Raw genomic sequence first — 24,219 nt, 5'->3', positions numbered from 1 at the left:
CCGACATGACGTTGGTGCCGGCGCGCGATTGACGCCCGTCAGCAAGACTGGGAGGTTACGGCATGCCGATTGCCGGACCAGTTTTGCCAGGACCTGCCGATCTGACCAATCTGCTGGCGCCCGCCCTGGCAACCAAAGCGACCGAAACAGCGCTGGTCTCGCCGTCCAGTTCATGGACGTGGCGAGAGCTGGAGCGCGACATCGACACACTGGCGGCCCAGCTCATCGCAATGGGATTGCGCCGTGGCGATCGGGTCGCCTCACTGATGCCCAATCGCGGCGAGCTTCTGCTGCACTACCTCGCCTGCCTCAGGGCCGGCCTCGTCGTGACACCGCTCAACTACCGATACACGGCGCCTGAGATCGACTACGCCCTGGATGTCAGCGGCGCATCGATCTTGCTCGCCCACGCCGAGCGCGCCGATGATGTTCGGGCGAGCACGCTGGCCAGCCAATTGCCGCTGGGACCCATCGCGTTTGATGGGTCGCTGGACGGTGCGGGACAACTGGAGGATCTGATCACAGGCGAAAGGCCGCCAATCGAGCTTCCCGATCCCGATGTCAACGCGCCGGCCCTCCTGTTCTTCACCTCCGGCAGCACCGGCAAGCCTAAGGGTGTAACCCATAGCCTCTTCTCGTTCGGTTCCGTCGTCGCGAGCTGGTCACGGGCCATGGACTTGACGGGGCAGGACGTAGTTTTTCCTGGCGGCTCGATCGCGCATGTCGGGTCGCTGGTCACGTCTTTTGCCGCGTTTGCCGCCACCTCACGCGTCATCATCGCACACAGCGTCGATGGCGATGAGATCCTGTCGCTGCTGCGCGACAACCGGCCAAGTGTGTTTTTGAGTTTGCCGTCAGCGCTGATCGACCTGGAACGCGACCACGGTGCGACACGGGACGACTTCGCTTCGGTGCGCCTGTGCATGAGCGGCGGTGACAAGTTTCCTGCCAGTGTCGAAGAGGAGTTCACCGAACGCACGGGCCTGGTCATCAACGAGACCTATGGCCTGACGGAAGCGACCTCCTGTCTGTTCAACCTTTCCCAGCCGGTTGCCAAGATGGGCTCGACCGGGACGGTCACCCCAGGCTTCATACTCAGCATTCGCGACGACAGCGGCCAGGAAGCGCCAGCGGATGTCGACGGCGAACTCTGGGTCAGCGGTGCGCCGATCATGATCGGCTACTGGGAGAATACCCAGGCGACCGAAGCTGCCTTTGCCGATGGTTGGTTCGATACGGGCGACGTCATGCGTGTGGATGCGGACGGTTACTTTTGGTTTCGTGGGCGCAAGAAACAGATCATCGTTCACGACGGATCGAACATCGCGCCGCAAGACATAGAGGAAGTGGTCATGGCCCACCCAGCGGTCGACCTTGCCGGTGTCGTCGGCGTTCATGACGAGGTACATGGCGAGAATGTCTGGGCCTATGTGACACTGGTAGATGGCGCCGACACGCCGCGCACCCAAGACATCATTCGCTTCGCAAGAGAAGAAGTCGGCTACAAGGCGCCGGAGGTGGTCATTGTGCTGGATACCATGCCGGTCAACCCGTCCGGTAAGGTTGACCGGCTGGCGCTGAAGAAGCTGGCCGCGGAACGTCTCGACGCGAAACACCCGCACGCGTAACCACGCGCAAACGCCGTTCGCTCAGAATGGTGATGGTGCCGGGCCTTGACTTGGCCGGGCCGACCATGCCTAGTCGAAGGCTGACTTATCGGACGGTATCGATCGCGCGGGGGGCGATGACATGTCGGCGATGGCCAAGATCACACTGATGTTCGTCGTCTTCGTCGACCTGATCGGGCAAGGGCTCGTCTTTCCGATCATCAACACGTTGATCATGGAGCCGTCGACCGGTTTCCTGCCCCATTCGACGTCCATGGTGACCCGCCATTTCGATTACGGGCTGGTGATCGGCATCTTCTTCCTGTCCTGGTTTCTGGGCGTCGTCTATGTCGCGAAGGTCTCTGATTCGATCGGTCGCAAGAACGCCTTGCTCATCTGTCTTGGCGGCGCGCTGACCGGTTATGCGATTACGCTGGTAGCCCTTTACGTGAACAGCCTTTGGCTCTTGATCCTGGGCCGGGCGATCACCGGTTTTACCGCCGGCAATCAACCGATTGCCCAGGCGGCGATGATCGACGGCAGCACCGATGATGCTGATCGCGACCGCAACATGGGCTTTATCGTTACCGGCATCAGCTTCGGCCTGGTCGGCGGCCCGATCATCGGCGGTCTGCTGTCGGACCCCGAGGTGTTGGGCACGTGGGCGAGCCTGAAGCTGCCGTTCTACGCGTCGTTCGCCATGGTGTTGCTGGCGATCGTGATGGTGATCGTCTTCTTCCGCGACATCCGCACCGAACGCGTTCCCTTCGTCTTCCGCCCCTTCGATATCTTCGAGAGTTTGTGGCAGGTCACCAAACATCCCATCGTCATGCGGATCATGCCGGTCTATGCGCTGTTCATGGTCTCGAACGTCACCTTCTACATCTTTGTCGACAACTACCTGACCAGCGCGTTCGGTTACGGCGTGGTTGGCGGTAGCATTGCGATGCTGGTGATCGGTGTCGCGCTGGCGACAAGCAGTACGTTTCTGGTCAAACCGGTGCAGGCGCGCGTCGGCAAGCAGTACATCGTGGGCAGCGCTTCGGCGATCATGGTGATTTGTTCGTTAGCATTCATGCTGATCCCCATCGGCTGGCTGACCTATGTACCCATCTTTCTCTTCTATTTCCTGTTCGGCATCGCCTATCCGACCCTGCTCGGTATGTTCTCAGGCGCCGTGAGCGATGACGACCAAGGATGGGTCATGGGTGTCACCACCGCCGTCTTCTGCCTCGCCGGCGGCGTGATGTCGCTGATCGGCGGCGAACTGATGGGTTTCGATATCCGCTATCCCTACTACATCGCCACCGCGGCGGCGGCCCTTGGTTTGGTGTTCCTGGTGACGACCTGGGGCGCGCCGGCGATTAGAAAGCTCACGGCGCGGCCCACTGAATCTTAAGATGCCACCGTCTAGCGTTCGACCTCGACACGGCGAATGCGCCCGTCGGGACGAAAGTAGACGCGCTCGATGCCGTTGCTCGGCTTGCCGCCAATCGTGATGACGAAGTCGAAGGCAATGCCATCTTCACCGACGGAACGAAAGTTCTCGGGCTGCCAGTGAACATCGGGATTGGCGTCGAAGAAGGTCGTGTTCATCGCCAGGATCGCCGCAGCGCCGTTGTGCTCGCCAACGCCGGACGAAGAATATGTCGCGTCTTCGGCCAGCATGCTGGCGATCCGTTCGACGTCGTGATCGTTCGACGCCTCGACATAGGCCCGGGTGCGCGCGATCAGGTCAGCGGTGTTCACGCCGCGCCTTCCCGTGCTGCGCCGATCAGCTTGTCGACATCCTCTGCCTGGGTATTGAACGAACAGACAAAACGTATGGAGCCCGTGCCGTCACCGTTGTCCGAAAGTGGGTAGGTGCCGATGCCGGCGGCGACAATGGCGTCGTATGACCCTTGTGGCAGGCGGCAGAAGACCTCGTTGGCCTCGACCGGATTATCCAGCGAGACGCCCGGCACATCGGCGAGGCCCGCCGCCAGACGCGCCGCCTGAGTGTTGGCGTGACCGGCCCAGTTGAGCCAGTTGTCGTTGCTGATATAGGCCTCCAGCTGGGCGGAGAAGAAGCGCATCTTGCTATAGAGTTGACCGGCGCGTTTGTGCAGCCGCGCCAACCGGCCGACATGCTCTGGTGACGGATTGAAGAGCACGATCGCCTCGACCGCCATACAGCCGTTCTTGGTGGCGCCGAACGACAGAAGGTCGACGCCGGCGCGCCATGTCAGGTCGGCCGGCGCGCAACCCAGCGCGGCGACGGCATTGGCGAAGCGCGCGCCATCCAGGTGAAACGCGAGTTGTTCGGCCTTGGCGACATCGCCGATGGCGCCAATCTGGTCGACGCTGTAGAGCGTTCCGGCCTCCGTCGCCTGGGTGATCGAGACCGCCGAGGGAAGCGGATGATGGACGTCGTCGCGCGAATAGCGGCTTGCCGCGGCACGCAGTGTCTCCGCCGAGACCCGGCCTTGATCCCCGGACATCAGATGCAACTTCGCGCCGCCGGTGAGAAACTCCGGACCGTTGGCTTCATCGACCGCGATATGGGCGGCCTCGTGACAAAAGATCGCCCCCCATGGCGGTGTCACGGTGGCGAGCGCCAAGCCATTGGCGATCGAGCCGGTGCCGGCCGGCATGACCCGGCATGTCGTCTCAAAGAGATCGGAGAAACGCGCGTTCAAGCTTTCGGTCATGGCGTCCTCGCCATAACTCGCGACGCCGCCGTTGTTCGCGGCTTCTAGGGCCGCCATGATTTCCGGCGCGATGCCGGTGACGTTGTCACTGCCGAAGTGGGCGGTGGACGGAAGATTGCTCATCAGGGGTTCCGGGCCAAAAGTTCTAGGGTACCGAGCACCTCGCCGGTGCGCCGGTCGATGGTGATGATCTGCTGGGTGCCGTCGCTGAGGCGCATCAGCAGGCTCAATGCGTCGCCTTCGCCGGTCATGGTCATGACTTCGGCGCCGGCCGGCAGCGCGACGGCCACACTGGCGAAGGTGCCGGTGCTCTGAGTCGTCGTCACGCCGTCGCCGGCGCTATCGCCGACCTTGTCGATAATGACCATGACGATCAGGATCGTCAGGCCGATGATGCCGAGACCCAAACCAATGACGACAGCCTTGATTGTGTTAAGACCTCGGTTCATGCAGAACGTTCCCAACCATGACATGTCCCGCCTGACGACGAACCGCCGATGACAGAACGACGGACGCTGGACCATATCGTCGCGGCCGACGAAGCAGGCGAGCGGCTCGATCGCGTGCTGGCGCGCGCCCATAGCGAGTTGTCACGTGCGCGCATCCAGTCCTTGATCGAGGGCGGCCGGCTGATCGCCGGCGGCGTGACGATAACGGACGCCAATTACCGGGTCAAACCGGCGGAGCGCCTGACCTTGCGGATCCCACCGCCAAGCCCGGCGCGGCCCGAGCCCGAGGATATTCCGCTCAATATCGCCTATGAAGACGACCATCTTCTGGTTGTGGACAAGCCTGCCGGCCTGGTGGTCCATCCGGCCGCCGGCAATCCCACGGGCACCCTGGTCAACGCCCTGATCGCCCATTGCGGCGACAGCCTGTCGGGCATCGGCGGCGAGAAGCGGCCGGGCATCGTCCACCGCCTGGACAAAGATACCAGCGGGCTGATGGTTGTCGCCAAGACCGACCAGGCCCATATACATCTATCCAACCAACTTTCCGCACGCACCCTATCCCGCGAGTACGCCGCGCTCGTCTGGGGCGTTCCCGCGCCCCTTGAAGGCCGAATCGAGGGCAATATCGGGCGCAGCCGTAGGAACAGGAAGAAGATGGACGTGTTACAGGAAGGCGGCAAGCCGGCCCTGACGCACTATCGTGTCGAGCGTGCCTTTGGCCGATTGGCCAGTCTGGTCATCTGCCGCCTGGCAACGGGGAGGACGCACCAAATTCGTGTGCATATGGCCCATATCCGCCATCCCGTCCTGGGCGATCCGGCCTATGGCGGACGGCACCAGAACCGCACAAACGCTGCCCCTTCCGAGGTTCAGACGGTCCTGGCGGGGTTCAAACGGCAGGCGTTGCATGCCCGGCGGCTGGCCTTTCAACATCCCGCCACAAATGAGATGTTAAACTTGGAAAGCCCGCTGCCAGCCGACATGGCAGCCCTCGAAAACGCCTTGGAGGGGGCGTTTCCGGTGACGTGACATAAAGTTGACTCCTGTAGTCGGATATATTGAACTAAGCATGACGCTGCCGCGTAAAAATGGACGATGCCCCAGGCGTCGCAGGTGGCGGTGTCCTACAGCCCGAGGTTGAACATATGGCCCAGTTACGGCTGCCGGCGCTGACGCCGGAAAGTAGTTTGAGCAACTATCTGCGCGAGATCCGGAAGTTTCCGATGCTCGAGCAGCAACAGGAATTCCAGCTCGCCAAACGCTGGCGCGAAGACGGTGACGTCGACGCCGCCCACGAACTGGTGACGAGCCATCTGCGTCTGGTCGCGAAGATCGCCATGGGCTATCGCGGCTATGGCCTGCCGCTGGCGGAACTAATCTCTGAAGGCAATGTCGGCCTGATGCAGGCGGTGAAGCGCTTCGACCCCGACAAGGGCTTCCGCCTGGCGACCTATGCCATGTGGTGGATCCGCGCGGCGATCCAGGAGTATATCCTGCATTCGTGGTCACTGGTGAAGATGGGCACGACGGCGGCCCAGAAGAAGCTCTTCTTCAATCTGAGGAAGCTGAAAGGCCAGCTGCAGGCGATCGACGATGGCGACCTGCCGCCCGAAACGGTGACCGAAATCGCGACGCGTCTGGACGTGCCCGAGCAGGACGTCGTTTCGATGAACCGGCGCCTTTCCAGCCCCGACCATTCGCTCAACGCACCGCTGCAGCAGGACGGCGATGGCGAGTGGCAGGACTTGCTGGTCGATGAGAGCGACAACCAGGAAGAGACGCTGGGCGACCGTGAGGAGCTTGAGTCACGCCGCGCCCTGCTCGCCACCGCCATGGAGGCGTTGAACGAGCGCGAACGCTATATCCTGGTCGAGCGGCGTCTGTCGGAAGAGCCGAAGACCCTGGAGGAACTCTCCCAGGAATACGGTATCAGCCGCGAGCGGGTGCGCCAGATCGAGGTGCGCGCGTTCGAGAAGCTGCAAAAGGCGGTCAAAAACGCCGCCGCCGAACGCCGCCCGGTGCCCGCCGCCTGATCAACCAACAAAATAGAAGCGAGACAGTCGGCCCGCGTCCTATCGGCGCGGGCCGATTGACGTTCAGGTCATGCGCCCGACCATGCGTTTGAGCGTCGCGTCCTTGTCGACGACGTGGTGCTTCACCGCGGCCGCGACGTGGACGACGATGATGGCGATCAGCGCATAGGCAAGCCACTCGTGGACGCCACCGGCGATCTTGTTCACGGAACCGCTTTCCGGCAGCGCCGGCAGGCTGAAGAGGCTGAAGAAAGAAACCGGGTGACCGCCGGTCGACGACATGATGTAGCCGGAAATCGGCATGCCGAGGATACACAGCAGCAGCGCGATATGGACGGCCTTGGCGGCGACTTCCTGCCAGCGCGGCATGACCGCGACATCGTCAGGGAAACGCCAGACCACCCGCCACAGGACGCGCCAGAAACCGTAGATCAAAACGAAGACGCCGAGCGATTTGTGCAGGTTGATCCACCAGGTCAGCTCTGCCCCGCGCGGCAGCGTGTCCATGTAGAGGCCGATGGCCAGCAGCGCGATGATGACAACCGCGACGGTCCAGTGGTTCACGATCGACACGCTGCCGAAGCGCTTGCCAGTATCCCTTAACGCCAACAGGACAATCCCCAATCACCCAACGATTTCATGACGATACGCGACGGTGTCGGCCATTTGCCAGCTAAAACGAGACAACGAGGCCCAACGATACGAAATTCGACGCGTCGTCGACGCCGTTGATCGTGCCAAAAATGCCCGATCGGTGCTGCAGTCGGCCAAGCAACGCGTAGTTCGGATACTCGGGCAGGGCCAGCGTCAGTTCGAGGTTCAACTGGTTGAGGGTTTTTTGGCGAATGCCCGTCTTGTTGAACTCCAGTTCGGACTGACGCGTCGTGATACTGGGCCCCAAACCCGCCGCCATCGTCGTGACGACGTAATCGTCCCAGGGAAAGTCGTGCACCCTGGCATAGAGCGCGACGCCGAACTCGCCGTAACGCTGGGAGCCGTAGTGGTGGCCGAACATCCCCTCCAGTTCGAACCACATATGGTCGCCATAGCCGCCGATGCGGCGTCGCAACGCAACCGCCAGCAGGCGTTCGGTGTTGCCATCGACCCTGAAGAGGTCCCCGACAATATCGCTGAAACTGTCGTCCGTGCCCTCGCCGCCGAACACCGCGATAGACCATTTGGGATCCTCGGCCGCGCGCCAATCCCACAGGTCGGCGGCACGGCTGGTGCCGGATACCGACAGCGCCACGACCAAGGAGGCCATCGCCACACGCATGTGCAAACGCACCATGAGGCAATTCCATCACCAATGACGAGGCAGACCTACACCATCAAACAAGCCATGGACAGAGACGCCGACCCGCTACCGGTTGCCGATCGATGGGGTGGCGGTTAAGGCGATTCCGGGCAGGTGACGTTCAAGCAGGCGTCGCTTGCCGCCCGCTCTTCCTCGGGCAACTGACAGCAGATGCCCTCCTCACTCTCCTCGACGCTGATCTCCTCGACGATCTTCTCTTCCTTGAACTCGATGATGACCTGATTGGTCGTTCGATCGACCGTCGACGGCGAGACGCCGAACAGGCTCTGGGTCTCGTCGGCGAACTGGGCATGGGCCAGGCAGGGCAGCACGACAGCGACCACCGACAGCATCATGGCTTGCCTTAAACTACGGAAACTCATGGCATAACTCCGGCGCCCGACTCGACTAACCTATGCTCAAGATTGGTATTATAGACCCTAATGACAACCACACCGAAGCGCGAACCGTTAACGAGTGCGTGCGGTCACACCTAGCTGGCGGGTGCGGCAAACAGCAGCAGGTTGTTGTCAGGGTCGCTGACAACAAAACCGCGGGCGCCCCAAGGTTCCTGCCGCAGAGCCTGATGGAATGGAACCCCAGCCTCCTGATAGGTCAGATAGAGCTGCTTGAGCTGCGCCGCTGTTTCCACGGTTACGGTCGCCGACAGCAAATTCTCGCGTGCCCTGATGTCGTCGACGAAGACCGGTTCGCTGACCAGTCTTAGATTGAGCAGCGCGGCGCCGCGTCTAACTTGGCCATAGAACGGCGGATCTCCGTGCAGAAAGGCGACGGCAAATCCGAGCTTGCCGATATAGAACCCACATGCCGCCTCCATGTTGGCAACATAGAGCTGCGCCTCGGTCGAACTGAGGACGGGATCGGACGGTGTTCTGGTGTCAGGTTTGTTAATGTCTTGCATACCTGCCTTAAGCGCCTGCCAAGTCTCGAACCCGAACCGCCGTGCGACGAGCTCCTGGGCATCGGCGAGCTGGAAGGTGGCGTTCAGCACCTGGTTGTCGTTCAGGTGCGCGAAGCGCGGCAAGGACCGGCCGATCTCCGCGGCGACGGGATGGTAGCGTTCCCGGTGCCAGCGCAGGACCTGCTTGGCTTGTTTGCGAAGGTTTTCGAGACTTGGCATGGGCGCGCAATGTGTTGATGACACGCAGGCGGGCATCGCCCCTTCGGCCATTGGCCGTTGCGCCCTGCAATAGCCGAACGACAATGGACGAGGCGCCCGCGGCGTGTCAACCGCGCGACCTTGCCGGTCAGTCGATCGTCCAGAACTCGCGCGGCACGCGGGTGGTCAAAAGTTCGGCGCCGTCGTCGGTGATGACGGCGTTCTCTTCGTGCACGATCATCTTGCCTGGCGCGTACTCCATGCCCGGTTCGATGGTCAGCACCATGCCCGCCTCGATGACTGTCGTGTCGCCGGGCATGTTGGATGGCGGTTCGGTCAACTGCATGCCGAGGCCATGGCCCATGCGCCCGACGTTGTTGCCGATGGAGCCGGCGTCTTCCAGAAGCTTGGCCATGACGCGCCAGACATCCTCGACGGTGGCGCCCGGCCGCGCGGCGGCCAAGCCGGCTTCCGTCGCGTCCCACACCGCCGAGTTGGCGCGGCGCGCGGCATCGCCCACGTCGCCAACCGCGTAGTTGCGGTCGAAGTCGCAGAAATAGCCGTCGTAGAACGAACCGGTATCGATGAAGAGAATGTCGCCTTCTTCCATGACCCGGTCATTGGGGCCGCAGACGATCTGATCGACGCCGCCGGGACCGGCGATGCCAGGCATGAAGGGGACGGAGTCAGCGCCGCGCGCCAAGACGTCCATGGTCAGCCTGCGGCAGGCCTCGCGAGGCGTGTCGCCCGGATGCACATAGGACGGCAAGGCTTCGTAGGCATCACTGGCGATTTGGCAGATGAACCGGATGTGCTCGATCTCCGCCGGCGTCTTGACGCCGCGTATGCGCCAGATGGCCGGCGAGCCATTCATGATCTCAAGCCCCGGCAACGCGTCGCGCAGATCATCGAGCTGGGCGACCGGCATCCTGAGCGCCATCTCGCGCCCCAATTCCGCGCCGACACGGCCGAACGTGCGCGGCAGTTGCGCGAGCGCTTCGGCCAGCAGCGACGTGCCGTCGTCTTCGGGCCGGGGCGCGGGCCAGGAGCGCACATCGTCGAGCCAGGTCGCGGCCATTTCCGGCGCGCCGATTTCCGGCACGACGGCGACCGGTTTGCCGTCGGCCGGCACCACGACGAACCATGGCCGGGTCGGGCTTTCCCAGAACTGGCTGGCGAAGCCGGTGATGTAGCGGATGTTGGGCGGCGTCGTCAGCAGCAGCGCATCGAGTTCGTGCTCGCGCATGATGGCTTGGGCGCGCGCCGTGCGCTTTTCGAACTCAGCGGGCGAAAAACCACGCGGTGGTGGCGTGCGTTGTTGCGCCATGTTGCCCCCTGCTCCCATGCGATCCTGTTAGTCGGCGAACGGATCGGTCACCAGGATGGTATCCTCGCGCTCTGGGCTGGTCGATAGAAGCGCGACTGGCGCCTCGATCAGTTCCTCGATGCGGCGCACATACTTGATGCAGGTCGCCGGCAGATCGGCCCAGCTGCGCGCGCCCTGGGTGCTTTCGTCCCAGCCTTCCAGGTTCTCGTAGATCGGTTCCACACCCGCCTGGATCTGCTGCGCAGCCGGCAGGTGATCCAGAATGACGCCGTTATAGCGGTATCCGACACAGACCTTGAGCGGCATGATGCCATCCAACACATCGAGCTTCGTCAGTGCGATACCGTCAATGCCGCCGATCTTGATCGCCTGGCGCACCATGACCGCGTCGAACCAGCCGCAGCGGCGCGGGCGCCCGGTCACCGTGCCGAACTCGTGGCCGCGTTCACCAAGCTTCTTGCCGGTGTCGTTATCCTGCTCGGTCGGGAATGGCCCGGCGCCCACGCGCGTGGTGTAGGCCTTGGTGATGCCGAGCACGTATTCCACGGCGCCCGGTCCGATGCCAGAACCCACCGCCGCCTGGCCGCCCACCGTGTTCGATGAGGTGACAAACGGATAGGTGCCGTGGTCGACATCCAGGAAGTGCGCCTGCGCGCCCTCGAACAAGATACGGCGGCCGCGGCGGCGCAAGTCGGCAAGCCGCCGCCACACCGGCTCGGCATGGGCCATCAGGCGCGGCGCGATATCCTTCAACGACTGCAGCAGCGCATCGCGATCGATCGGCGGCATGTCCATGCCCTTGCGCAGGGCGTCGTGGTGCTGCAACAGCATGTCGATCTTGTGAGCGAGCGTCGCTTCATCGCCGAGGTCGCAGACACGGATGGCGCGGCGCGCGACCTTGTCCTCATAAGCCGGGCCGATCCCACGTCCGGTCGTGCCAATCTTGTCCTTGCCGCGCAGTTTTTCGCGCGCCTGGTCGAGTTCGGTGTGGAGCGGCAGGATCAGCGTTGCGTTTTCGGCGACCAGCAGATTGTCCGGACCGACGACGAGGCCCTGCTGTTCGACCCGCTCGATCTCCTCGAACAGCGCCCAGGGATCGATGACGACGCCGTTGCCGATGATCGAGAGTTTGTCCTGGCGCACGACGCCGGAGGGCAGCAGCGACAGTTTGAAGGTCTGGTTGTCGATCTGCAGCGTATGGCCGGCGTTATGACCGCCTTGAAAGCGCACGACCACGTCGGCGCGCTCCGATAACCAGTCGACAATCTTACCCTTGCCTTCGTCGCCCCATTGGGCGCCGACGACCGCCACGTTCGCCATGCCGGAAGCCTCTGAGAATCTGCGGACGCGGGACTATATACGTTCCCGCGCGCGATAAAAGACCTGCCTGGGGACCGACATGCGACTGCCGAGAAAAGCTAAGAATACTGCGGATTGAGGGGCCGGAGACGGGCCTACTCGTGCACGGTCTGCAGCTTCTTTTCGTCGATCAGCAGGACGACCAGGACACCCGCCACGGCAGATGCCAGCGCAATCCAATAGGCATCGCTGAGCGCGCCCGGAAAGACATGAACTAGATCGGCTTTGCTGACACCCGACGTTTCGGAAAACATGATCGCCGTGGCGCCGGCGATACCGACGGCGGCCAGTATCAGGTGTACCATGAACGACAAGCCGCCGGCCAGACCCGCCCGGGACTCCCGCACCGCGCTGACCGCCGCGGTTCCCGCCGTGCCGACGCACAGGATCGCACCGGCGGCGACGATGATCATGGCGGGTAGAAGGGTGTAGTAGCCCCAGGATGGGTCCAGGAAGAAGACCGCCCAGGCCGAACCGATAACCGAGAGGCCGAAACCAACCAGCAATAGACGCTTGGGCCCGATGGGCGCATAGAGGCTGCCGGACAGGATCGAACCCACCGCCAGGATGATCATCATGGGCATCATCCCGAACGACGAATCCATCACCGACCAGCCCAACGTGTTCTGCATGTATTGCGGGAAGTAGAGGAAGCCGATGAAAACAGGTGGAATGACAAGCCCGTTGGCCCATAAGGCCGCCATGAACTCGCGGTTCTTCATCAGGCCAAGCGGCATCATCGGGTCTTTGACCTTCGCCTCGACGAATGGGAACACGATGAACATCAGGGCACTCAGCACGAACAGGCCAATGACGCCATACGACGACCAGCCCCAGTCGGCGCCGACGTCCAGCCCATAGAGCATCGCAAAGACGCCCAAACCCAAAACCGCCATTCCGGCGATGTCGATCTTTTCCTCGACCTTCTCTGGCGAGTCCTTTTTCACGAAAGGCGACACCATCAGCACAGCGATAACCGCAACGGCCGCATTAAAGACAAAGAAGAAGCGCCAGTCGCCGAGCGAGGTGAACACACCACCAAGGAGCGGGCCCACCACGTTGCCGGTCGTGACGCCGGCCAACAGCAAACCAATCGCCAGACCGCGCCTTTCCTCGGCGACACTCAGCGCCGCCAGCGCGAAGATACTGGGCCACAGCAGTGACGCACCGACACCTTGAATGCCACGCGCGACGATCAGCAACGTCACCGATGGTGCGAGCGCGCAAGCCACCGACGCCACAAAGAAGATCGCCAACCCCAACTGCATCAGCCGCCTGCGGCCGTAGAGATCGCCAAGTCGTCCCGCCGCGACCATCAAGACTGCGAAGGTCAGCGCATACATGTTCATGACCCACTGGGTGGTCGTGATGTCGGTATCGAACTCTTTCTCGATCGCCGTCACCAGCAGCGCGGCACCAATAAAGTCGGTGCCGATCATAAACGCGACGACCATCAAGGTCGTGATAACGAACTTGGTTTCTCGATCCACGTAGCGCCCCCCAGTCGCGCCAGCAGGTTTTGCCAGCGTTGCTGGTACGCATGGTGCCTGACCCGGCGCGAAGATCAAACTGATTGTGGCGGCGTACTGACTTTCAACGCAGTCGCGATATGCGATACGCGACCTTCTCCAGAAAACGTTGGCGGTCCCTCTCGCCACGCGAGTCCATGTTGTAGAGGCCCAGCCAGAACGTGCGGCAATGGGCATGACAGCAGGTTCGCAGACTGCGCAGCAGGACCTTGCGGCCCGGCGCGCACATGATGAATGTCCAGTACCACCACGGTGCGCCAAGCGTCGAAACGGCGCCGATGACCCGGATCTTGGTCAGCATCGGGCGCATACGGGCGTACTTTTCATCCATGGAAAAAACCACATGGGGAAGCCAGACACGCTCCAGCCATCCTTTGAGCATGGCTGGCGGCCCCATCCACCAGGTGGGATAGGTGAAGATCAGGCCTTCGCAGTCCCTGAGCTTGTCGACATGGTCGCTGACCGGAACCTCGTTGACGCCTGCCGTGTGGTAGTCGCGCCGGTCGCGTTCGCTCATCACCGGATCGAACCCCTCGGCATAGAGGTCGAGTACGTCGACGGTGTGCCCAGCGTCCTCGGCCGCGTTCACCACGGTATCGCGCAGTGCAGCGGTGAAACTGTCAGGGACCGGGTGGCAATGGACAACGAGGAGCCGCATCGCCCGGCCCTACGCGCGCGCAGCCAAGCACATACCGGACAAGTCCGGTGGAGCTTCGGTGTGACGACAGGTGATCCAGGCGGCGTTCATGGGCCCTGCTATAGGTCAGCGTGTTGGGCCCTCGTTTAGCCAGTGCCAGTGGCTATCCCTGTGTCGCTCGCCTGGGAGTTCGTGTCAAGAGAGGCAAGAAAGTTGACTAGAACCTCAGCGATACCGCCTGCTGGATGCCCTCATGGCTGCGCAAGGTTGCCAGGACCGAGGGCGGGATCTGCTGGTCGACGCTGATCAGCGCGATGGCGTCGCCGCCTGCTTCCGCGCGGCCCAGGTTGAACGTCGCGATGTTCAGATCCGCTTCGCCCAGGGTCTGGCCTAAGAAGCCGATGATGCCCGGTACGTCGCGGTTGGTGATGTAGAGCATGTGCGGCGTGACTTCCGCCTCGATGCTGATGCCCTTGACGCGCACCAGCCGGGGATGGCCGTTGGCGAAGAGCGTGCCCGCGACATCGCGCTCGCGGTTCTCCGTCGTGACTGACACGCGCATCAGGGTCTGGTAGTCGCCTGGGCGGTCATGGCGCACCTCCGCCACGTCGATATCGCGGTCCTGGGCGACCACCGGCGCGTTCACCATGTTGACCGTCTCGACGATCGGTTCCAGCAGGCCGGCGAGCACGATGGCGGTCAGCGGACGAGTGTTGAGCGTCGCGACATGGCCCTCGTATTCGATGGTCACCGCGCGCAGACCGCTGCGGGTCAACTGGCCGGCGAAGCTGCCGAGCTGGCGCGCGAGCAGCATGTATGGCTCCAGCAGCGGCGCTTCCTCCGGCGTGATCGACGGCATGTTGAGCGCGTTGGAGACGGCGCCGTGGATCAGGTAGTCGCCCATCTGCTCAGCGATCTGACGCGCGACCTTTTCCTGGGCCTCCGCCGTCGAGGCGCCCAAATGCGGGGTCGTCACCACGTTTTCAAGTCCGAGCAACGGGCTGCCTTCGGGCGGTTCTGTGGTGAAGACGTCGAGCGCCGCGCCCGCGACGTGACCCGACTGCAGGGCGTCATAGAGCGCGTCTTCGTTGACAATACCGCCACGCGCGCAGTTGACGACGCGAATGCCCGGTCGCGCCATCGCCAGCTCCGGCGCGCCGATCAGATCGCGCGTCGCATCGTTCAGGGGCGCGTGGACGGAGATGACATCGGCGCGCGACATCAGATCGTCCAGGCCGACCCGCTCAATGCCCAGTTCGCGCGCGCGTTCGGGCGCCAAGAAGGGATCGTGCGCGATGACGCGCATGCGCAAACCCTGCGCGCGGCTGGCGACGATCGAGCCGATATTGCCGCAACCGACCAGGCCCAGCACCTTGCCAGCCAGTTCGACACCGACAAACTTCGACTTCTCCCACTTGCCGGCGCGCATGGAGCGGTCGGCGGCGGGGATCTGTCGAGCCAGCGCCATCATCATGGCAATGGCGTGCTCGGCGGTCGTGATGGCGTTGCCGAACGGCGTGTTCATGACGACGACGCCGCGCTGGGTCGCGGCGGCGACATCAATGTTGTCGACGCCGATGCCGGCGCGTCCAATCACCTTCAGATTGTCCGCCGCGGCGATCACCTCGGCGGTCGCCTTGGTTGCCGAGCGCACGGCGAGGCCTTCGTAAGCCGAAATACGCGCGATCAGGTCGTCCGGCGATAGGCCGGTCTCGACATCGACCTCGACGCCGCGTTCGCGCAGGATATCGGCGGCATCGTCGCTCAGCTTGTCGGCAATCAGAACTCTGGGCATCGCTCAGGCCTCCGCCAGCACGTGGTCATGGGCCCAGTCGAGCCAAGGCGTCAGCGCTTCCATGTCGGATGTCTCGACCGTCGCGCCGCCCCAGATCCGGAGCCCCGGCGGCGCGGCGCGATGGGTGTTGATGTCATAGGCGATGTCTTCGGCCTCCAGCAGCGACGCGATCGCCTTGGGCTGGGCCGGGGTGTCAACCAGCTTGAGACAGATAGAGGTGGTCGAGCGGGTGGCGGGATCGCTGGCCAAGAAGTCAATCCAGGGCGTCTTTTCGACCCAGGGTGCGAGCGCATCGAAGTTGGCTTGGCTGCGGGCCAAGAGCGCCTTCAGCCCGCCGATTCCCTCGGCCCACATCAGACCGTCGATGGCATCCTCGACCGCCAGCATGGAGGGCGTGTTGATGGTTTCCCCGGCGAAGATGCCGTCGATCAGCTTGCCCTTCTTGGTCAGGCGAAAGATCTTCGGCAGCGGTCGGGGCGCGCCGGCTTCCAGCCGCGCGACGGCACGTGGGCTCAAGACCAGCATGCCGTGGCCGCCCTCGCCGCCCAGCACCTTCTGCCAGGACCAGGTGACGACATCCAGCCTGTCCCACGCCATATCCATGGCGAAAACCGCCGAGGTCGCGTCGCAGATGGCAAGGCCCTCGCGGTCGGGCGCGATCCAGTCGCCATCGGGCACGCGCACGCCGGACGTGGTGCCGTTCCAGGTGAAGACGACATCGCGCGACCAGTCGACCGCCGAGAGATCCGGCAAGTCGCCATAGGGCGCATCGAGCACGCGCAGGTCCTGGATGCCCAGCTCGTCGCGGGCGTCGGTCACCCATTGCTGGCCAAAGTTCTCCCACGACAGCATGTCGACACCGCGGCTGCCCAGGAGCGACCACAGCGCCAGCTCGATGGCGCCGGTGTCGGACGCCGGCACGATGGCAAGGCGGTAGTCGTCGGGCAGCTCCAGTACGCGCCGGCTGCGCTCGATCACCTCGGCGAGTTTGGCCTTGCCGCCTTTGGCGCGATGCGAGCGGCCGACATAGGCGTCCTCAAGCGCCGACAGCGACCAGCCCAGATGCTTGGCACAGGGTCCGGACGAAAAGAACGGCCGTGCGGGACGCACGTCGGGTCGTGGCGCTGTCATGTTGTGTTTCCTTGGAACCGTCACTGGCGGGCGGCGGCCGGAGACTAGGAAATACAACCTGCCCCGTCAATCGGTACAGAATTGGTCTAGTAGATTTTTCGTTATGCGATCACCGCGGGTCGAGCTTGGCCATGACGTCGCGGCGCCACAGCAGCATGATCAGAGCAATCGCCACGATGCCCGCGGCGATCGCAACAACGAAGATCAGGTGAATGTTGATCGCCATAAGACTGCCGCCGACCACCGAGATAGTGCCGGTGCCCAGCGTGAAGAGCGAGATCGACACGCCCATGACCCAGCCTTGCTCGCTGGCGCCGACCGACGTGGAGAACAAGGTCAGCATGGTCGCGTAGTTGATCGCGAAGCCGGCGAACAGCGGGATGATCAGGACATAGGCGAGCCAAGGCGAGTCGTTGAAGAGGAGACCGACCTCGGCCAGGATCATGACGACCAAGGCGCCGATCACAACGGTCTTGCGGCCGTAGCGCGCGCTGATCGGCCCCATCAGGAACGCGCCCGCCAGGCCCAGGCTAGCGCCCAGGATCACCATGGCGATGCTGTTCTCGAGCGTGCCGAAGTTGAAGAGGTCGAAGAAGTAGCTATCCATGAAGACATAGACGGCGTTCAGACAGAGCTGCGAGAAGAAGAAGACCAGCCCGACCTTGACGACCAGCGGACGCGAACATGCCTGCCATAGAATCAGGAACGCATCGATTGGGTTGACGCGCAGCGGCTGGCGTTCGACATCGGTGTCGCGGAAGAAGAAGAGAATCAGAATGGCATTCGCCAGCACCAGAACGGCGGCGACATAGAATGGCAGTTTCAAGGACGCGATATCGCCGATAAGAGAACTGTCGGAGAGCACACCACCCAGGATCGGGCCGATGACCAGGCCGATGCTGAGCGCCATGATGACGAGGCCCATGTACCGCGTCTTTTCTTCCTCGCTGCGGCTCATGTCGACGAGCGCGGCCTGCGCGATCGGCTGATTGCCGGCGGTGAAGCCGGAGATCGCTCGGCCGATGACCAGCAACAGGAAGCTGTTCGTGTAGAGCGCGACGATGGTCAGCGCATAACCGCCGAAACCGCCGGCCAGGCAAATCAAGATGCCGTTCTTGCGGCCGATCGAATCCGACAGCTTCGAGATATAGGCCGCGCCTAAGAACCAGGCGAAGTAGAAAACGCCGATGGCGATGCCGAAATCGAGTTCGCGCATGGCCTGCGTCGTCTCGGTGGGCAGGATGCCCTGCTCCTTGCTCAAGATGAGCGTCGTCACGAGTGGCAGGACCAAGCCCTGGCCCATCGTGTCAAGCACGACGACCAGCAGCAACGCGAACTGTGCGATTCTCATGAGCGCCCCTCCCCACGGCGGCGAACCATCCGCCATCGCAGCGATCATGCACGATAGTTGTTGTAAATCAAATCGTTATGCCAGCGACTCGAAATCCGCGGGGCCACGCTCTGGCGTGCTCACCGTCGGCTTTGCCGGCTTACTTTGGCTTACGACCCCAAGCGCCGACATCGAGCGGCGAGACGAAGGCATAGTCGGGATCACGCCATGCGGCCATGGCCGTCTGCCATGTCTTGTCATCAACGATCGTACCACGCAGTCGTTCCTCGAGAAGCCCGTAACCCTCGATGATCTGCGTTGCCCAACCGTCGCCGCCACGTTGAATGGCGACCCGGCCGTCATGGCCGAGGTCATCAAGGCCTGCGCGCGCGAGGTAGTCCGGCACGTGCCTCCCGGCTCGCGAGTCCAAAAGCCGCGCCGCACGCAGGTCGTCGGCGGCATCGTTTCTAAGGCGCTCTATCGCCGGGCCGCCCGGATAGTCACGCACGAGCGACGGGCCGACCGTGTAGTCGGTATCCTCGACGACCAGCCACCCGCCCGGCCGCAACGCGCCCACCATGTTTCGGATCGCAAGGCTTTCGTCACCCACCAGGTGAGAGATCAGCAACCGCGCGTGAACCAGATCGAAGGCTTCGGTTTCCGGCGGGCCAGCGAGAATGTCGTGATGACGAACATCGAAGCGGTCATTGCCGCACGCTTCGAGGTGGCGGGTATCCAGGTCGGTCACGACGACCGCGGCACCGGTTTGGTCAGCCAGCCAGGCGGCAACACTTCCGGTACCACCGGCAACCTCAAGGACACGCGCACCCTCCAACAGAACGGGCAAACCCACAATTCGTTGCCGTGAGGCCGGATCGTACAACGCGGTGATGCGGTCGAGGCGCGCACGTTCATCGGCAACCGGATTGTCACGGGCGAAGTAATGGTCCCTTGTGTGCATACGGACTCCAGCCGCTCTTCCTCACAGACATAGTAGTGATGGGTTGGATGGGCGCCAAATTGACGGAGACCCTTGGCGACCGGACACAGCCTTATCAGCCGTGAGACTTGCCCGAACATCGTCGCCGCCGATACTCTCAACGCGAGCATTCTGCAGATACTCATCAACAACCCAAGGCGGTCATGCTGGGTCGGCTGTTTCAGCGCGGATTTCACATTTTGCTCCTGGCCCGCGATACGTGGATCACGGCCGCCATCGTCGCTGTCGCGATGATCATCATTCCGCAGGGCCAGCAACTACTGGCCAAGGTGGCGGTCGATAGGTTCGACCTGGGAAGCTTCGTCGGCACCACGTTCTGGAGCCTGGCCGCCTATTACTTCACCCGCGTCCGATATCGCCATGCCCTGGAACGGGATTACCGCGACGCGATCACGCCGCGACAAGCGCGAACCATGGCGGTCGTCGCCGGCCTGGTGCCCATCGCGGTCACGATGATCGGCATTCACGCCGTGCTGCCGCCCGGGTCGACGGGGTTGAGCGAGATCCTCGTTCCAGCACTATCCCTGATTGCTTATGTCGTCATCGTGGTGTTGTCCCGCAGCGTCGCGTTGCGACGCCGTGACGACGCCGCCGGTGAGCGCACTGCCGGATTGTCGGAGCGGGCGCTGATCGCGCTCTTTCTGCTGCCCGGCATCGTTCTCTTTATCCTCGGTTACTTCGTTCCGGTGCCTGTCGGCCACACTCTCCACACCTATCCCCTGATCACGATCTGGGCTGGCGGCGCCATCGCACTGTTGGGTTGCCTTCAGATTCTGTCGGGGCGCGTCGGCCTGCCACTGACCGGGATCCTGATCGTGATCGCCTTAGTTTTCAGCGCCACCGTGCCCAGCTGGAACCAAGGCCATGAACTGCGCGCCATGGACTCTTCGCTGGCGCCCGATCAACGCGTCAACTTGCGCGATGCGCTTGCTGTCTGGCTGGAAGGTCAGCCGGCAAGCGAGCCCGTCACGCTGACCCTGATTGCCGCGCCTGGCGGCGGCGTTGTCTCGGCGACATGGACCAGCGTCGCGCTTAGCAAGCTTCACGAGATCTATGGCGACGACTTTGCGCGCAGCCTTTTTGCCATCAGCGCGGTGTCCGGTGGCTCGCTCGGCGCGACGTTGTTTGCGGAGTCCGCACGGGCAGATATTGATGCGTGCCTACACGCACCATCCGGTGAGTTCGACGAGAACGGTCTGCCGCTGAACAAAATGCAGCAGGCCGTCGGTGCGTTTGCTGGTGTCGATCACATCGCCGCCGTGGCCATGCGGTTGCTTTATCTGAACGACACGCTGTCGCCCTATATCGCGATCGGTCCCTATTCGGACCGCTCCGAGGTGATGGAAAGGTCGTGGGAGGAGGCCTGGCATGCAGCGGTCACGGCCCAGGGCTGCCAGCTTGGCGAGAGCTCGGTTCTGGCCGCATCCTATTTGGACCGCTGGTACGATCTGGGAGACGACGGATCCATGGTGTTGACGCGGCCGTGGACGAACGTGCCGTTTCTTTTGTTCGGCGGTACGTCCATGGCGAGCGGCAGGCGTTTGGTAACCAGTCCCTTCGTCTTTCCCCTGCAGCCCAACATCGCCGAAGCCGACCGGTCCGACGAGGGCGCAGGTGACGCCGATTCAATGGCGCTGGACCTGCTGACCCTGTCGGCCAACGATCACCACATGAGCACGGCAATCAACAGTTCGGCACGCTTTCCGTGGATCGAACCCGCCGGACGCGTGGCGATCGCAGAACGTCTGGATGAGCGCTACACCTATGACCTGATTGTCGACGGCGGTTACGCCGAGCCGTCAGGCGCGGCGACCTTGAACGATCTGGCGGCCGACATCATCGATGCGTGCCGGATATCGCCCTGTCCGCCACTGCGCCTGATCGTGATTCAGGTCAACAGCCATCCGGCGACGGCGCCGGCAAGCTATGCCCCAACGGTCCCGCCGCGTGTCGATCCACCGCACCTGTGGCACGAGCTTCTGACGCCGTTCTATGCCGGGTTCACCGCCGATATCTCGCGCGGCGAAGAGGCCGTGCAGCAACTGCGTGACACCACCGAGACCTTGCCGTTGCTGCCGGACGCGCCGTTCGTCGAGAGCATGTTTGTCGAACTTCCCCTCACCACACACAGTGGACCTAACGCCTGGGTACTGAGCGGCGAGACAATCGACATGATGATGCGCGACGCAAACCTGAGCATGCATTGCGCGCAAACGCCCGATGACGCTGTCTGCCGGTCGGAAATGGCCGCGATTACCGAAGCGTCCACCTTGGTCGGCCCCGTGCCCGGTCACGTGCAGGACCTGCGCCGCAAGGTCCTGCACGAATCCATCCGATGCATCGGTGTCTTCCTGGCCCGAGACCAATCGTCGGACTGCCAGATCACGCAGAGCCCAAACTAACGTTCTATAGGTCGGCGGATCTCTGGCGCGTCCGCCGGTTCGCTCGATCGTTCATTCGCATTTGATCCGTGCAGCCTGGCGATGCCTTGGCCAAGGCCGCGCGATATCTTATGGTCCCGGCACGTCGCTGGCGCGGAGATATCGCGCCGATCTGCCGCAAGCCGAGCCCAGCGTGTCGCCATGCCATTGACGAGTCCGATCGTTCCCTATGATGAAGCATGGCCTGTTCTCTATGACGTCGAACGGCTGAGGTTGGGCGCCATCTTCAAGAAGGCGTCACACACATGCCACCATATCGGCAGCACGGCGGTTCCCGGACTGTCCGCCAAACCGGAGATCGATGTTCTCGTTGTCGTCGACCCGGACGTCGACATGACGGCGATAGGCGGTGGCATGACGTCTCTAGGGTACCGCCGTGGCGGTGAAATCTTCCCTGGCCATCACTTCTTCAAGCGCGACGAAAACGGCCGGCGCACCCACAAGGTTCACGTCTGCGGTCTCGCGCATTTCAGCATCGCCGAGTTTCTGGTGTTCCGGGATCAGCTGCGCGCCCATGGCGAGGCCCGAGACGCCTACCAGGCCCTGAAGCTCAAGCTGGAAGCAAGCAACACGAGCGGCATTCGCGAGTATCTAGACGGCAAAGCGCCGTTCATCCACGAGGTTCTAGACCGTGCTTGGGGCCACGACGCCAATGCGTGATAGGGCGCAATAGCGGGGACACGCCATGAACAACGGATGGGATGAGTCGGCTGACGCGTGGATCGCCAAGATGGGTGAGCACGGTGATTGGGGGCGCGAGACGATTCTTGATCCCGCCATGCTGGCGCGGCTCGCGAGGCGCCGCTTCGAACGTGCCCTCGATGTGGGGTGCGGCGAAGGCCGTTTCTGCCGCGTGCTCCAACGCATGAACATCGCCACCGTCGGCATCGACCTTACAGCCCAACTGGTGGAGCGCGCCAAGCTTCTCGATCCCGATGGCGGCTATCAGGTTGCCAATGCCGAACAGCTGCCCTTTGCCGATGCCAGCTTCGACTTGGTCGTCAATTACCTAGCTCTCCTCGATATCGATGGGTACCGGACGGCGATCCAAGAAATGGCGCGTGTCCTCAAACCATCAGGGACGGTCCTGATCGCGAACCTGACCAGCTTCAACACGGCCGGCGCATCGATCGGTTGGATCAAGGACGAACAGGGGCGTCGCTTGCATTACCCGATCGACCGGTATCTCAACGAGTTCTCCTATTGGGACGCATGGGCCGGCATTCGCGTTAAGCAGTGGCATCGCCCATTACGTGCGTACTTCTCAGCGCTCTCGGAAAGCGGCCTGCAAATGACGTTCTTTGATGAGCCGGAGCCCCAATCCGGTGAACCCGAACGCGTGGCCCGTTACCGCCGCGCGCCGTGGTTCCTGGTCATGGAGTGGCGGAAACCGGACGCACCCGGCTAGATCGCGCTAGAGCCGGTCGGGGATATAGGCGATGGCGTCCATGTACTTCGCCGCGCGGCCGGCGACCTCGACCCGCTCACCCTTCAGCGTGCAGAAGAGTTCGCCGACGCGATCGGAAATCTGAAAGCCGTGCACGCTTGCGGCATTCAAACGCTGCGCCCAATAGGGTGTCAGCATGCAGTGGGCCGAGCCCGTGACCGGGTCTTCGGGAATGCCGTGGACCGGCGCGAAATAGCGCGAGACGAAGTCGCCCTCGCCCTCCCTGGGCGCGGTGCATATGAGGCCACAATCGGCGGGCTCCAGCGCCGCCTTCAAAGCGGCCATGTCGGGGCTTAGCGCGGCGACATCGGCTTCGGTCTCGAATACGAAGAGATAGTTCTGGCCGGCAAACGCTTCGGTGGGTTCGGCGCCGATCGCCGCGACGATATCGCCCGGTGCCTCGCGCGGGCGAAGCTCATGGGTCGGCAGATCGAGAATGAAGAGATCGCGGTCGCGGGTGACATGCAGCCGGCCACTCCTGGTATCGAACGACACCATGTCGAGGTCGGGGTTCAAATCGTTCATGATGATGAAGGCCGACGCCAGGGTCGCGTGGCCGCAGAGCGGTACCTCGACCGTCGGCGTGAACCATCTGAGCTCGAAGAAGCCTTCGTCGTCACCCGGGCGAAAGAAAGCGGTCTCAGCCAAGTTGTTCTCGGCCGCGACCGCTTGCATCAAATCATCAGTCAGCCACTCCTCCAGCGGGACGACACCGGCGGGGTTGCCGTGAAAGACAGAACTGGTGAAGGCATCGACCTGGTACAACGGAAGGCGCAACGTCTGATCCTTTCAGTAGTCTGCCGCTCGCGCGGCCACGGCACCGGCCCACCCCCCCGCCCCGCCCCCCCTGGCAGCATCCATTGGGTGGGCGGGCCGGGGCGGGGGCCGGCGCGGTCGCCAAAAACCCGATCGCCTTCGTCGTGCCCTGTCACCGCGTCATCCGCAAGACCGGACCGTTCCACAGCTACGCCTGGGGTGTGCCGCGCAAGCAGGCGCTAATTGGCTGGGAACAGGCGCGCTACGG

24 protein-coding genes are annotated in these 24,219 nt (G+C 63.0%); 8 read left to right on the top strand and 16 right to left on the bottom strand.

All coding sequences use genetic code 11. The features are described 5' to 3' along the window. Nucleotides 1-62: 62 nt before the first annotated feature. Together AAF563_09635 and AAF563_09630 are read left to right on the top strand one after the other, a co-directional pair. Entirely contained in the window at nt 63-1,628 is a 1,566-nt protein-coding gene (locus AAF563_09635) for a class I adenylate-forming enzyme family protein (GenBank protein ID MEM7121525.1), read from the top strand. A 130-nt stretch (nt 1,629-1,758) separates the two neighbouring features. Beyond that, nucleotides 1,759-3,006 (top strand): MFS transporter, encoded by a 1,248-nt coding sequence (locus tag AAF563_09630; protein MEM7121524.1) that lies wholly within the window; start codon nt 1,759-1,761, stop codon nt 3,004-3,006. A gap of 11 nt (nt 3,007-3,017) precedes the next feature. On the opposite strand, the gene AAF563_09625 is transcribed toward AAF563_09630, so the two are convergent. Genes AAF563_09625 through AAF563_09615 form a run of 3 tightly spaced genes read right to left on the bottom strand, consistent with a single transcriptional unit; the run spans nt 3,018 to nt 4,746 of the window. Beyond that, nucleotides 3,018-3,356 (bottom strand): nuclear transport factor 2 family protein, encoded by a 339-nt coding sequence (locus AAF563_09625; protein ID MEM7121523.1) that lies wholly within the window; start codon nt 3,354-3,356, stop codon nt 3,018-3,020. After that, nucleotides 3,353-4,420, bottom strand: coding sequence for a low specificity L-threonine aldolase (locus tag AAF563_09620; protein MEM7121522.1), 1,068 nt, complete (start codon nt 4,418-4,420; stop codon nt 3,353-3,355). The genes AAF563_09625 and AAF563_09620 overlap by 4 nt, the downstream gene beginning before the upstream one ends. Next, on the bottom strand, nt 4,420-4,746 hold the full coding sequence (locus AAF563_09615; protein MEM7121521.1) for a hypothetical protein: 327 nt from the start codon (nt 4,744-4,746) through the stop codon (nt 4,420-4,422). Before AAF563_09615 ends, AAF563_09620 begins: the two co-directional genes overlap by 1 nt. Before the next feature lie 48 nt (nt 4,747-4,794). On the opposite strand from AAF563_09615, the gene AAF563_09610 reads away from it, so the two are divergent. Beyond that, the gene (locus AAF563_09610) at nt 4,795-5,778 is read left to right on the top strand and encodes an RluA family pseudouridine synthase (protein MEM7121520.1); all 984 of its coding nucleotides are present in this window, start codon (nt 4,795-4,797) and stop codon (nt 5,776-5,778) included. A gap of 116 nt (nt 5,779-5,894) precedes the next feature. Then, entirely contained in the window at nt 5,895-6,782 is an 888-nt protein-coding gene (rpoH, locus tag AAF563_09605; GenBank protein MEM7121519.1) for an RNA polymerase sigma factor RpoH, read from the top strand. A 63-nt stretch (nt 6,783-6,845) separates the two neighbouring features. On the opposite strand, the gene AAF563_09600 is transcribed toward rpoH, so the two are convergent. From AAF563_09600 to AAF563_09545, 12 genes are all read right to left on the bottom strand, one after another. Further along, complete coding sequence (locus tag AAF563_09600) at nt 6,846-7,391, bottom strand: cytochrome b (protein ID MEM7121518.1); 546 nt, start codon at nt 7,389-7,391, stop codon at nt 6,846-6,848. Nucleotides 7,392-7,455: 64 nt separating this feature from the next. Next, complete coding sequence (locus AAF563_09595; protein MEM7121517.1) at nt 7,456-8,073, bottom strand: hypothetical protein; 618 nt, start codon at nt 8,071-8,073, stop codon at nt 7,456-7,458. Between the two features lie 101 nt (nt 8,074-8,174). Beyond that, nucleotides 8,175-8,462, bottom strand: a complete 288-nt coding sequence (locus AAF563_09590) for a hypothetical protein (protein MEM7121516.1) — start codon at nt 8,460-8,462, stop codon at nt 8,175-8,177. A gap of 110 nt (nt 8,463-8,572) precedes the next feature. Continuing rightward, nucleotides 8,573-9,220, bottom strand: a complete 648-nt coding sequence (locus tag AAF563_09585) for a VOC family protein (GenBank protein ID MEM7121515.1) — start codon at nt 9,218-9,220, stop codon at nt 8,573-8,575. 127 nt (nt 9,221-9,347) lie between these two features. After that, nucleotides 9,348-10,526 (bottom strand): Xaa-Pro peptidase family protein, encoded by a 1,179-nt coding sequence (locus tag AAF563_09580; protein MEM7121514.1) that lies wholly within the window; start codon nt 10,524-10,526, stop codon nt 9,348-9,350. 27 nt (nt 10,527-10,553) lie between these two features. After that, nucleotides 10,554-11,846 (bottom strand): adenylosuccinate synthase, encoded by a 1,293-nt coding sequence (locus tag AAF563_09575; GenBank protein ID MEM7121513.1) that lies wholly within the window; start codon nt 11,844-11,846, stop codon nt 10,554-10,556. A 134-nt stretch (nt 11,847-11,980) separates the two neighbouring features. Further along, a complete protein-coding gene (locus AAF563_09570) occupies nt 11,981-13,375 on the bottom strand; it encodes an MFS transporter (GenBank protein MEM7121512.1) in 1,395 nt (464 codons plus the stop codon). 103 nt (nt 13,376-13,478) lie between these two features. Continuing rightward, entirely contained in the window at nt 13,479-14,072 is a 594-nt protein-coding gene (locus AAF563_09565) for an NAD(P)H-dependent oxidoreductase (protein ID MEM7121511.1), read from the bottom strand. Between the two features lie 196 nt (nt 14,073-14,268). Further along, nucleotides 14,269-15,846: a phosphoglycerate dehydrogenase gene (serA, locus tag AAF563_09560; GenBank protein ID MEM7121510.1), complete on the bottom strand. Its 1,578-nt coding sequence runs from the start codon at nt 15,844-15,846 to the stop codon at nt 14,269-14,271. Between the two features lie 3 nt (nt 15,847-15,849). Beyond that, on the bottom strand, nt 15,850-16,977 hold the full coding sequence (locus AAF563_09555) for a phosphoserine transaminase (protein ID MEM7121509.1): 1,128 nt from the start codon (nt 16,975-16,977) through the stop codon (nt 15,850-15,852). Between the two features lie 109 nt (nt 16,978-17,086). Next, complete coding sequence (locus AAF563_09550) at nt 17,087-18,328, bottom strand: MFS transporter (protein MEM7121508.1); 1,242 nt, start codon at nt 18,326-18,328, stop codon at nt 17,087-17,089. Between the two features lie 139 nt (nt 18,329-18,467). Continuing rightward, entirely contained in the window at nt 18,468-19,268 is an 801-nt protein-coding gene (locus tag AAF563_09545) for a class I SAM-dependent methyltransferase (GenBank protein ID MEM7121507.1), read from the bottom strand. A 182-nt stretch (nt 19,269-19,450) separates the two neighbouring features. Between AAF563_09545 and AAF563_09540 the strand changes: the two genes are divergently transcribed. The 3 genes from AAF563_09540 to AAF563_09530 all read left to right on the top strand — a co-directional run bounded on the left by AAF563_09540 (nt 19,451) and on the right by AAF563_09530 (nt 23,156). Next, nucleotides 19,451-21,709, top strand: coding sequence for a hypothetical protein (locus tag AAF563_09540; protein MEM7121506.1), 2,259 nt, complete (start codon nt 19,451-19,453; stop codon nt 21,707-21,709). Nucleotides 21,710-21,889: 180 nt separating this feature from the next. Continuing rightward, nucleotides 21,890-22,408 carry a GrpB family protein gene (locus AAF563_09535; GenBank protein MEM7121505.1) on the top strand — a complete coding sequence of 173 codons (519 nt, stop codon included), beginning with the start codon at nt 21,890-21,892 and terminating at the stop codon, nt 22,406-22,408. A gap of 25 nt (nt 22,409-22,433) precedes the next feature. After that, nucleotides 22,434-23,156 (top strand): class I SAM-dependent methyltransferase, encoded by a 723-nt coding sequence (locus AAF563_09530; GenBank protein ID MEM7121504.1) that lies wholly within the window; start codon nt 22,434-22,436, stop codon nt 23,154-23,156. A gap of 6 nt (nt 23,157-23,162) precedes the next feature. Here AAF563_09530 and AAF563_09525 read toward each other — a convergent pair whose 3' ends face one another. Beyond that, nucleotides 23,163-23,972 carry a PhzF family phenazine biosynthesis protein gene (locus AAF563_09525; GenBank protein ID MEM7121503.1) on the bottom strand — a complete coding sequence of 270 codons (810 nt, stop codon included), beginning with the start codon at nt 23,970-23,972 and terminating at the stop codon, nt 23,163-23,165. An 83-nt stretch (nt 23,973-24,055) separates the two neighbouring features. On the opposite strand from AAF563_09525, the gene AAF563_09520 reads away from it, so the two are divergent. Then, a partial coding sequence (locus tag AAF563_09520; GenBank protein ID MEM7121502.1) for a methylated-DNA--[protein]-cysteine S-methyltransferase occupies nt 24,056-24,219 on the top strand: 164 nt, incomplete at its 3' end.

It is taken from the genome of Pseudomonadota bacterium (assembly GCA_039028155.1).
Classification (GTDB): domain Bacteria; phylum Pseudomonadota; class Alphaproteobacteria; order SP197; family SP197; genus JANQGO01.
Note: the sequence above shows the minus strand (reverse complement) of the source record. Positions and strands in the feature narration are given on the sequence as shown.

Excerpts from the sequence above, each read along its gene's own strand:
- AAF563_09635 (MEM7121525.1), top strand. The coding sequence starts at position 63 with ATGCCGATTGCCGGACCAGTTTTGCCAGGACCTGCCGATCTGACCAAT.
- AAF563_09630 (MEM7121524.1), top strand. The coding sequence starts at position 1,759 with ATGGCCAAGATCACACTGATGTTCGTCGTCTTCGTCGACCTGATCGGG.
- AAF563_09620 (MEM7121522.1), bottom strand. The coding sequence starts at position 4,420 with ATGAGCAATCTTCCGTCCACCGCCCACTTCGGCAGTGACAACGTCACC.
- AAF563_09615 (MEM7121521.1), bottom strand. The coding sequence starts at position 4,746 with ATGAACCGAGGTCTTAACACAATCAAGGCTGTCGTCATTGGTTTGGGT.
- AAF563_09610 (MEM7121520.1), top strand. The coding sequence starts at position 4,795 with ATGACAGAACGACGGACGCTGGACCATATCGTCGCGGCCGACGAAGCA.
- rpoH (MEM7121519.1), top strand. The coding sequence starts at position 5,895 with ATGGCCCAGTTACGGCTGCCGGCGCTGACGCCGGAAAGTAGTTTGAGC.
- AAF563_09595 (MEM7121517.1), bottom strand. The coding sequence starts at position 8,073 with ATGGTGCGTTTGCACATGCGTGTGGCGATGGCCTCCTTGGTCGTGGCG.
- AAF563_09590 (MEM7121516.1), bottom strand. The coding sequence starts at position 8,462 with ATGAGTTTCCGTAGTTTAAGGCAAGCCATGATGCTGTCGGTGGTCGCT.
- AAF563_09585 (MEM7121515.1), bottom strand. The coding sequence starts at position 9,220 with ATGCCAAGTCTCGAAAACCTTCGCAAACAAGCCAAGCAGGTCCTGCGC.
- AAF563_09580 (MEM7121514.1), bottom strand. The coding sequence starts at position 10,526 with ATGGCGCAACAACGCACGCCACCACCGCGTGGTTTTTCGCCCGCTGAG.
- AAF563_09575 (MEM7121513.1), bottom strand. The coding sequence starts at position 11,846 with ATGGCGAACGTGGCGGTCGTCGGCGCCCAATGGGGCGACGAAGGCAAG.
- AAF563_09565 (MEM7121511.1), bottom strand. The coding sequence starts at position 14,072 with ATGCGGCTCCTCGTTGTCCATTGCCACCCGGTCCCTGACAGTTTCACC.
- serA (MEM7121510.1), bottom strand. The coding sequence starts at position 15,846 with ATGCCCAGAGTTCTGATTGCCGACAAGCTGAGCGACGATGCCGCCGAT.
- AAF563_09555 (MEM7121509.1), bottom strand. The coding sequence starts at position 16,977 with ATGACAGCGCCACGACCCGACGTGCGTCCCGCACGGCCGTTCTTTTCG.
- AAF563_09550 (MEM7121508.1), bottom strand. The coding sequence starts at position 18,328 with ATGAGAATCGCACAGTTCGCGTTGCTGCTGGTCGTCGTGCTTGACACG.
- AAF563_09545 (MEM7121507.1), bottom strand. The coding sequence starts at position 19,268 with ATGCACACAAGGGACCATTACTTCGCCCGTGACAATCCGGTTGCCGAT.
- AAF563_09540 (MEM7121506.1), top strand. The coding sequence starts at position 19,451 with ATGCTGGGTCGGCTGTTTCAGCGCGGATTTCACATTTTGCTCCTGGCC.
- AAF563_09535 (MEM7121505.1), top strand. The coding sequence starts at position 21,890 with ATGCCATTGACGAGTCCGATCGTTCCCTATGATGAAGCATGGCCTGTT.
- AAF563_09530 (MEM7121504.1), top strand. The coding sequence starts at position 22,434 with ATGAACAACGGATGGGATGAGTCGGCTGACGCGTGGATCGCCAAGATG.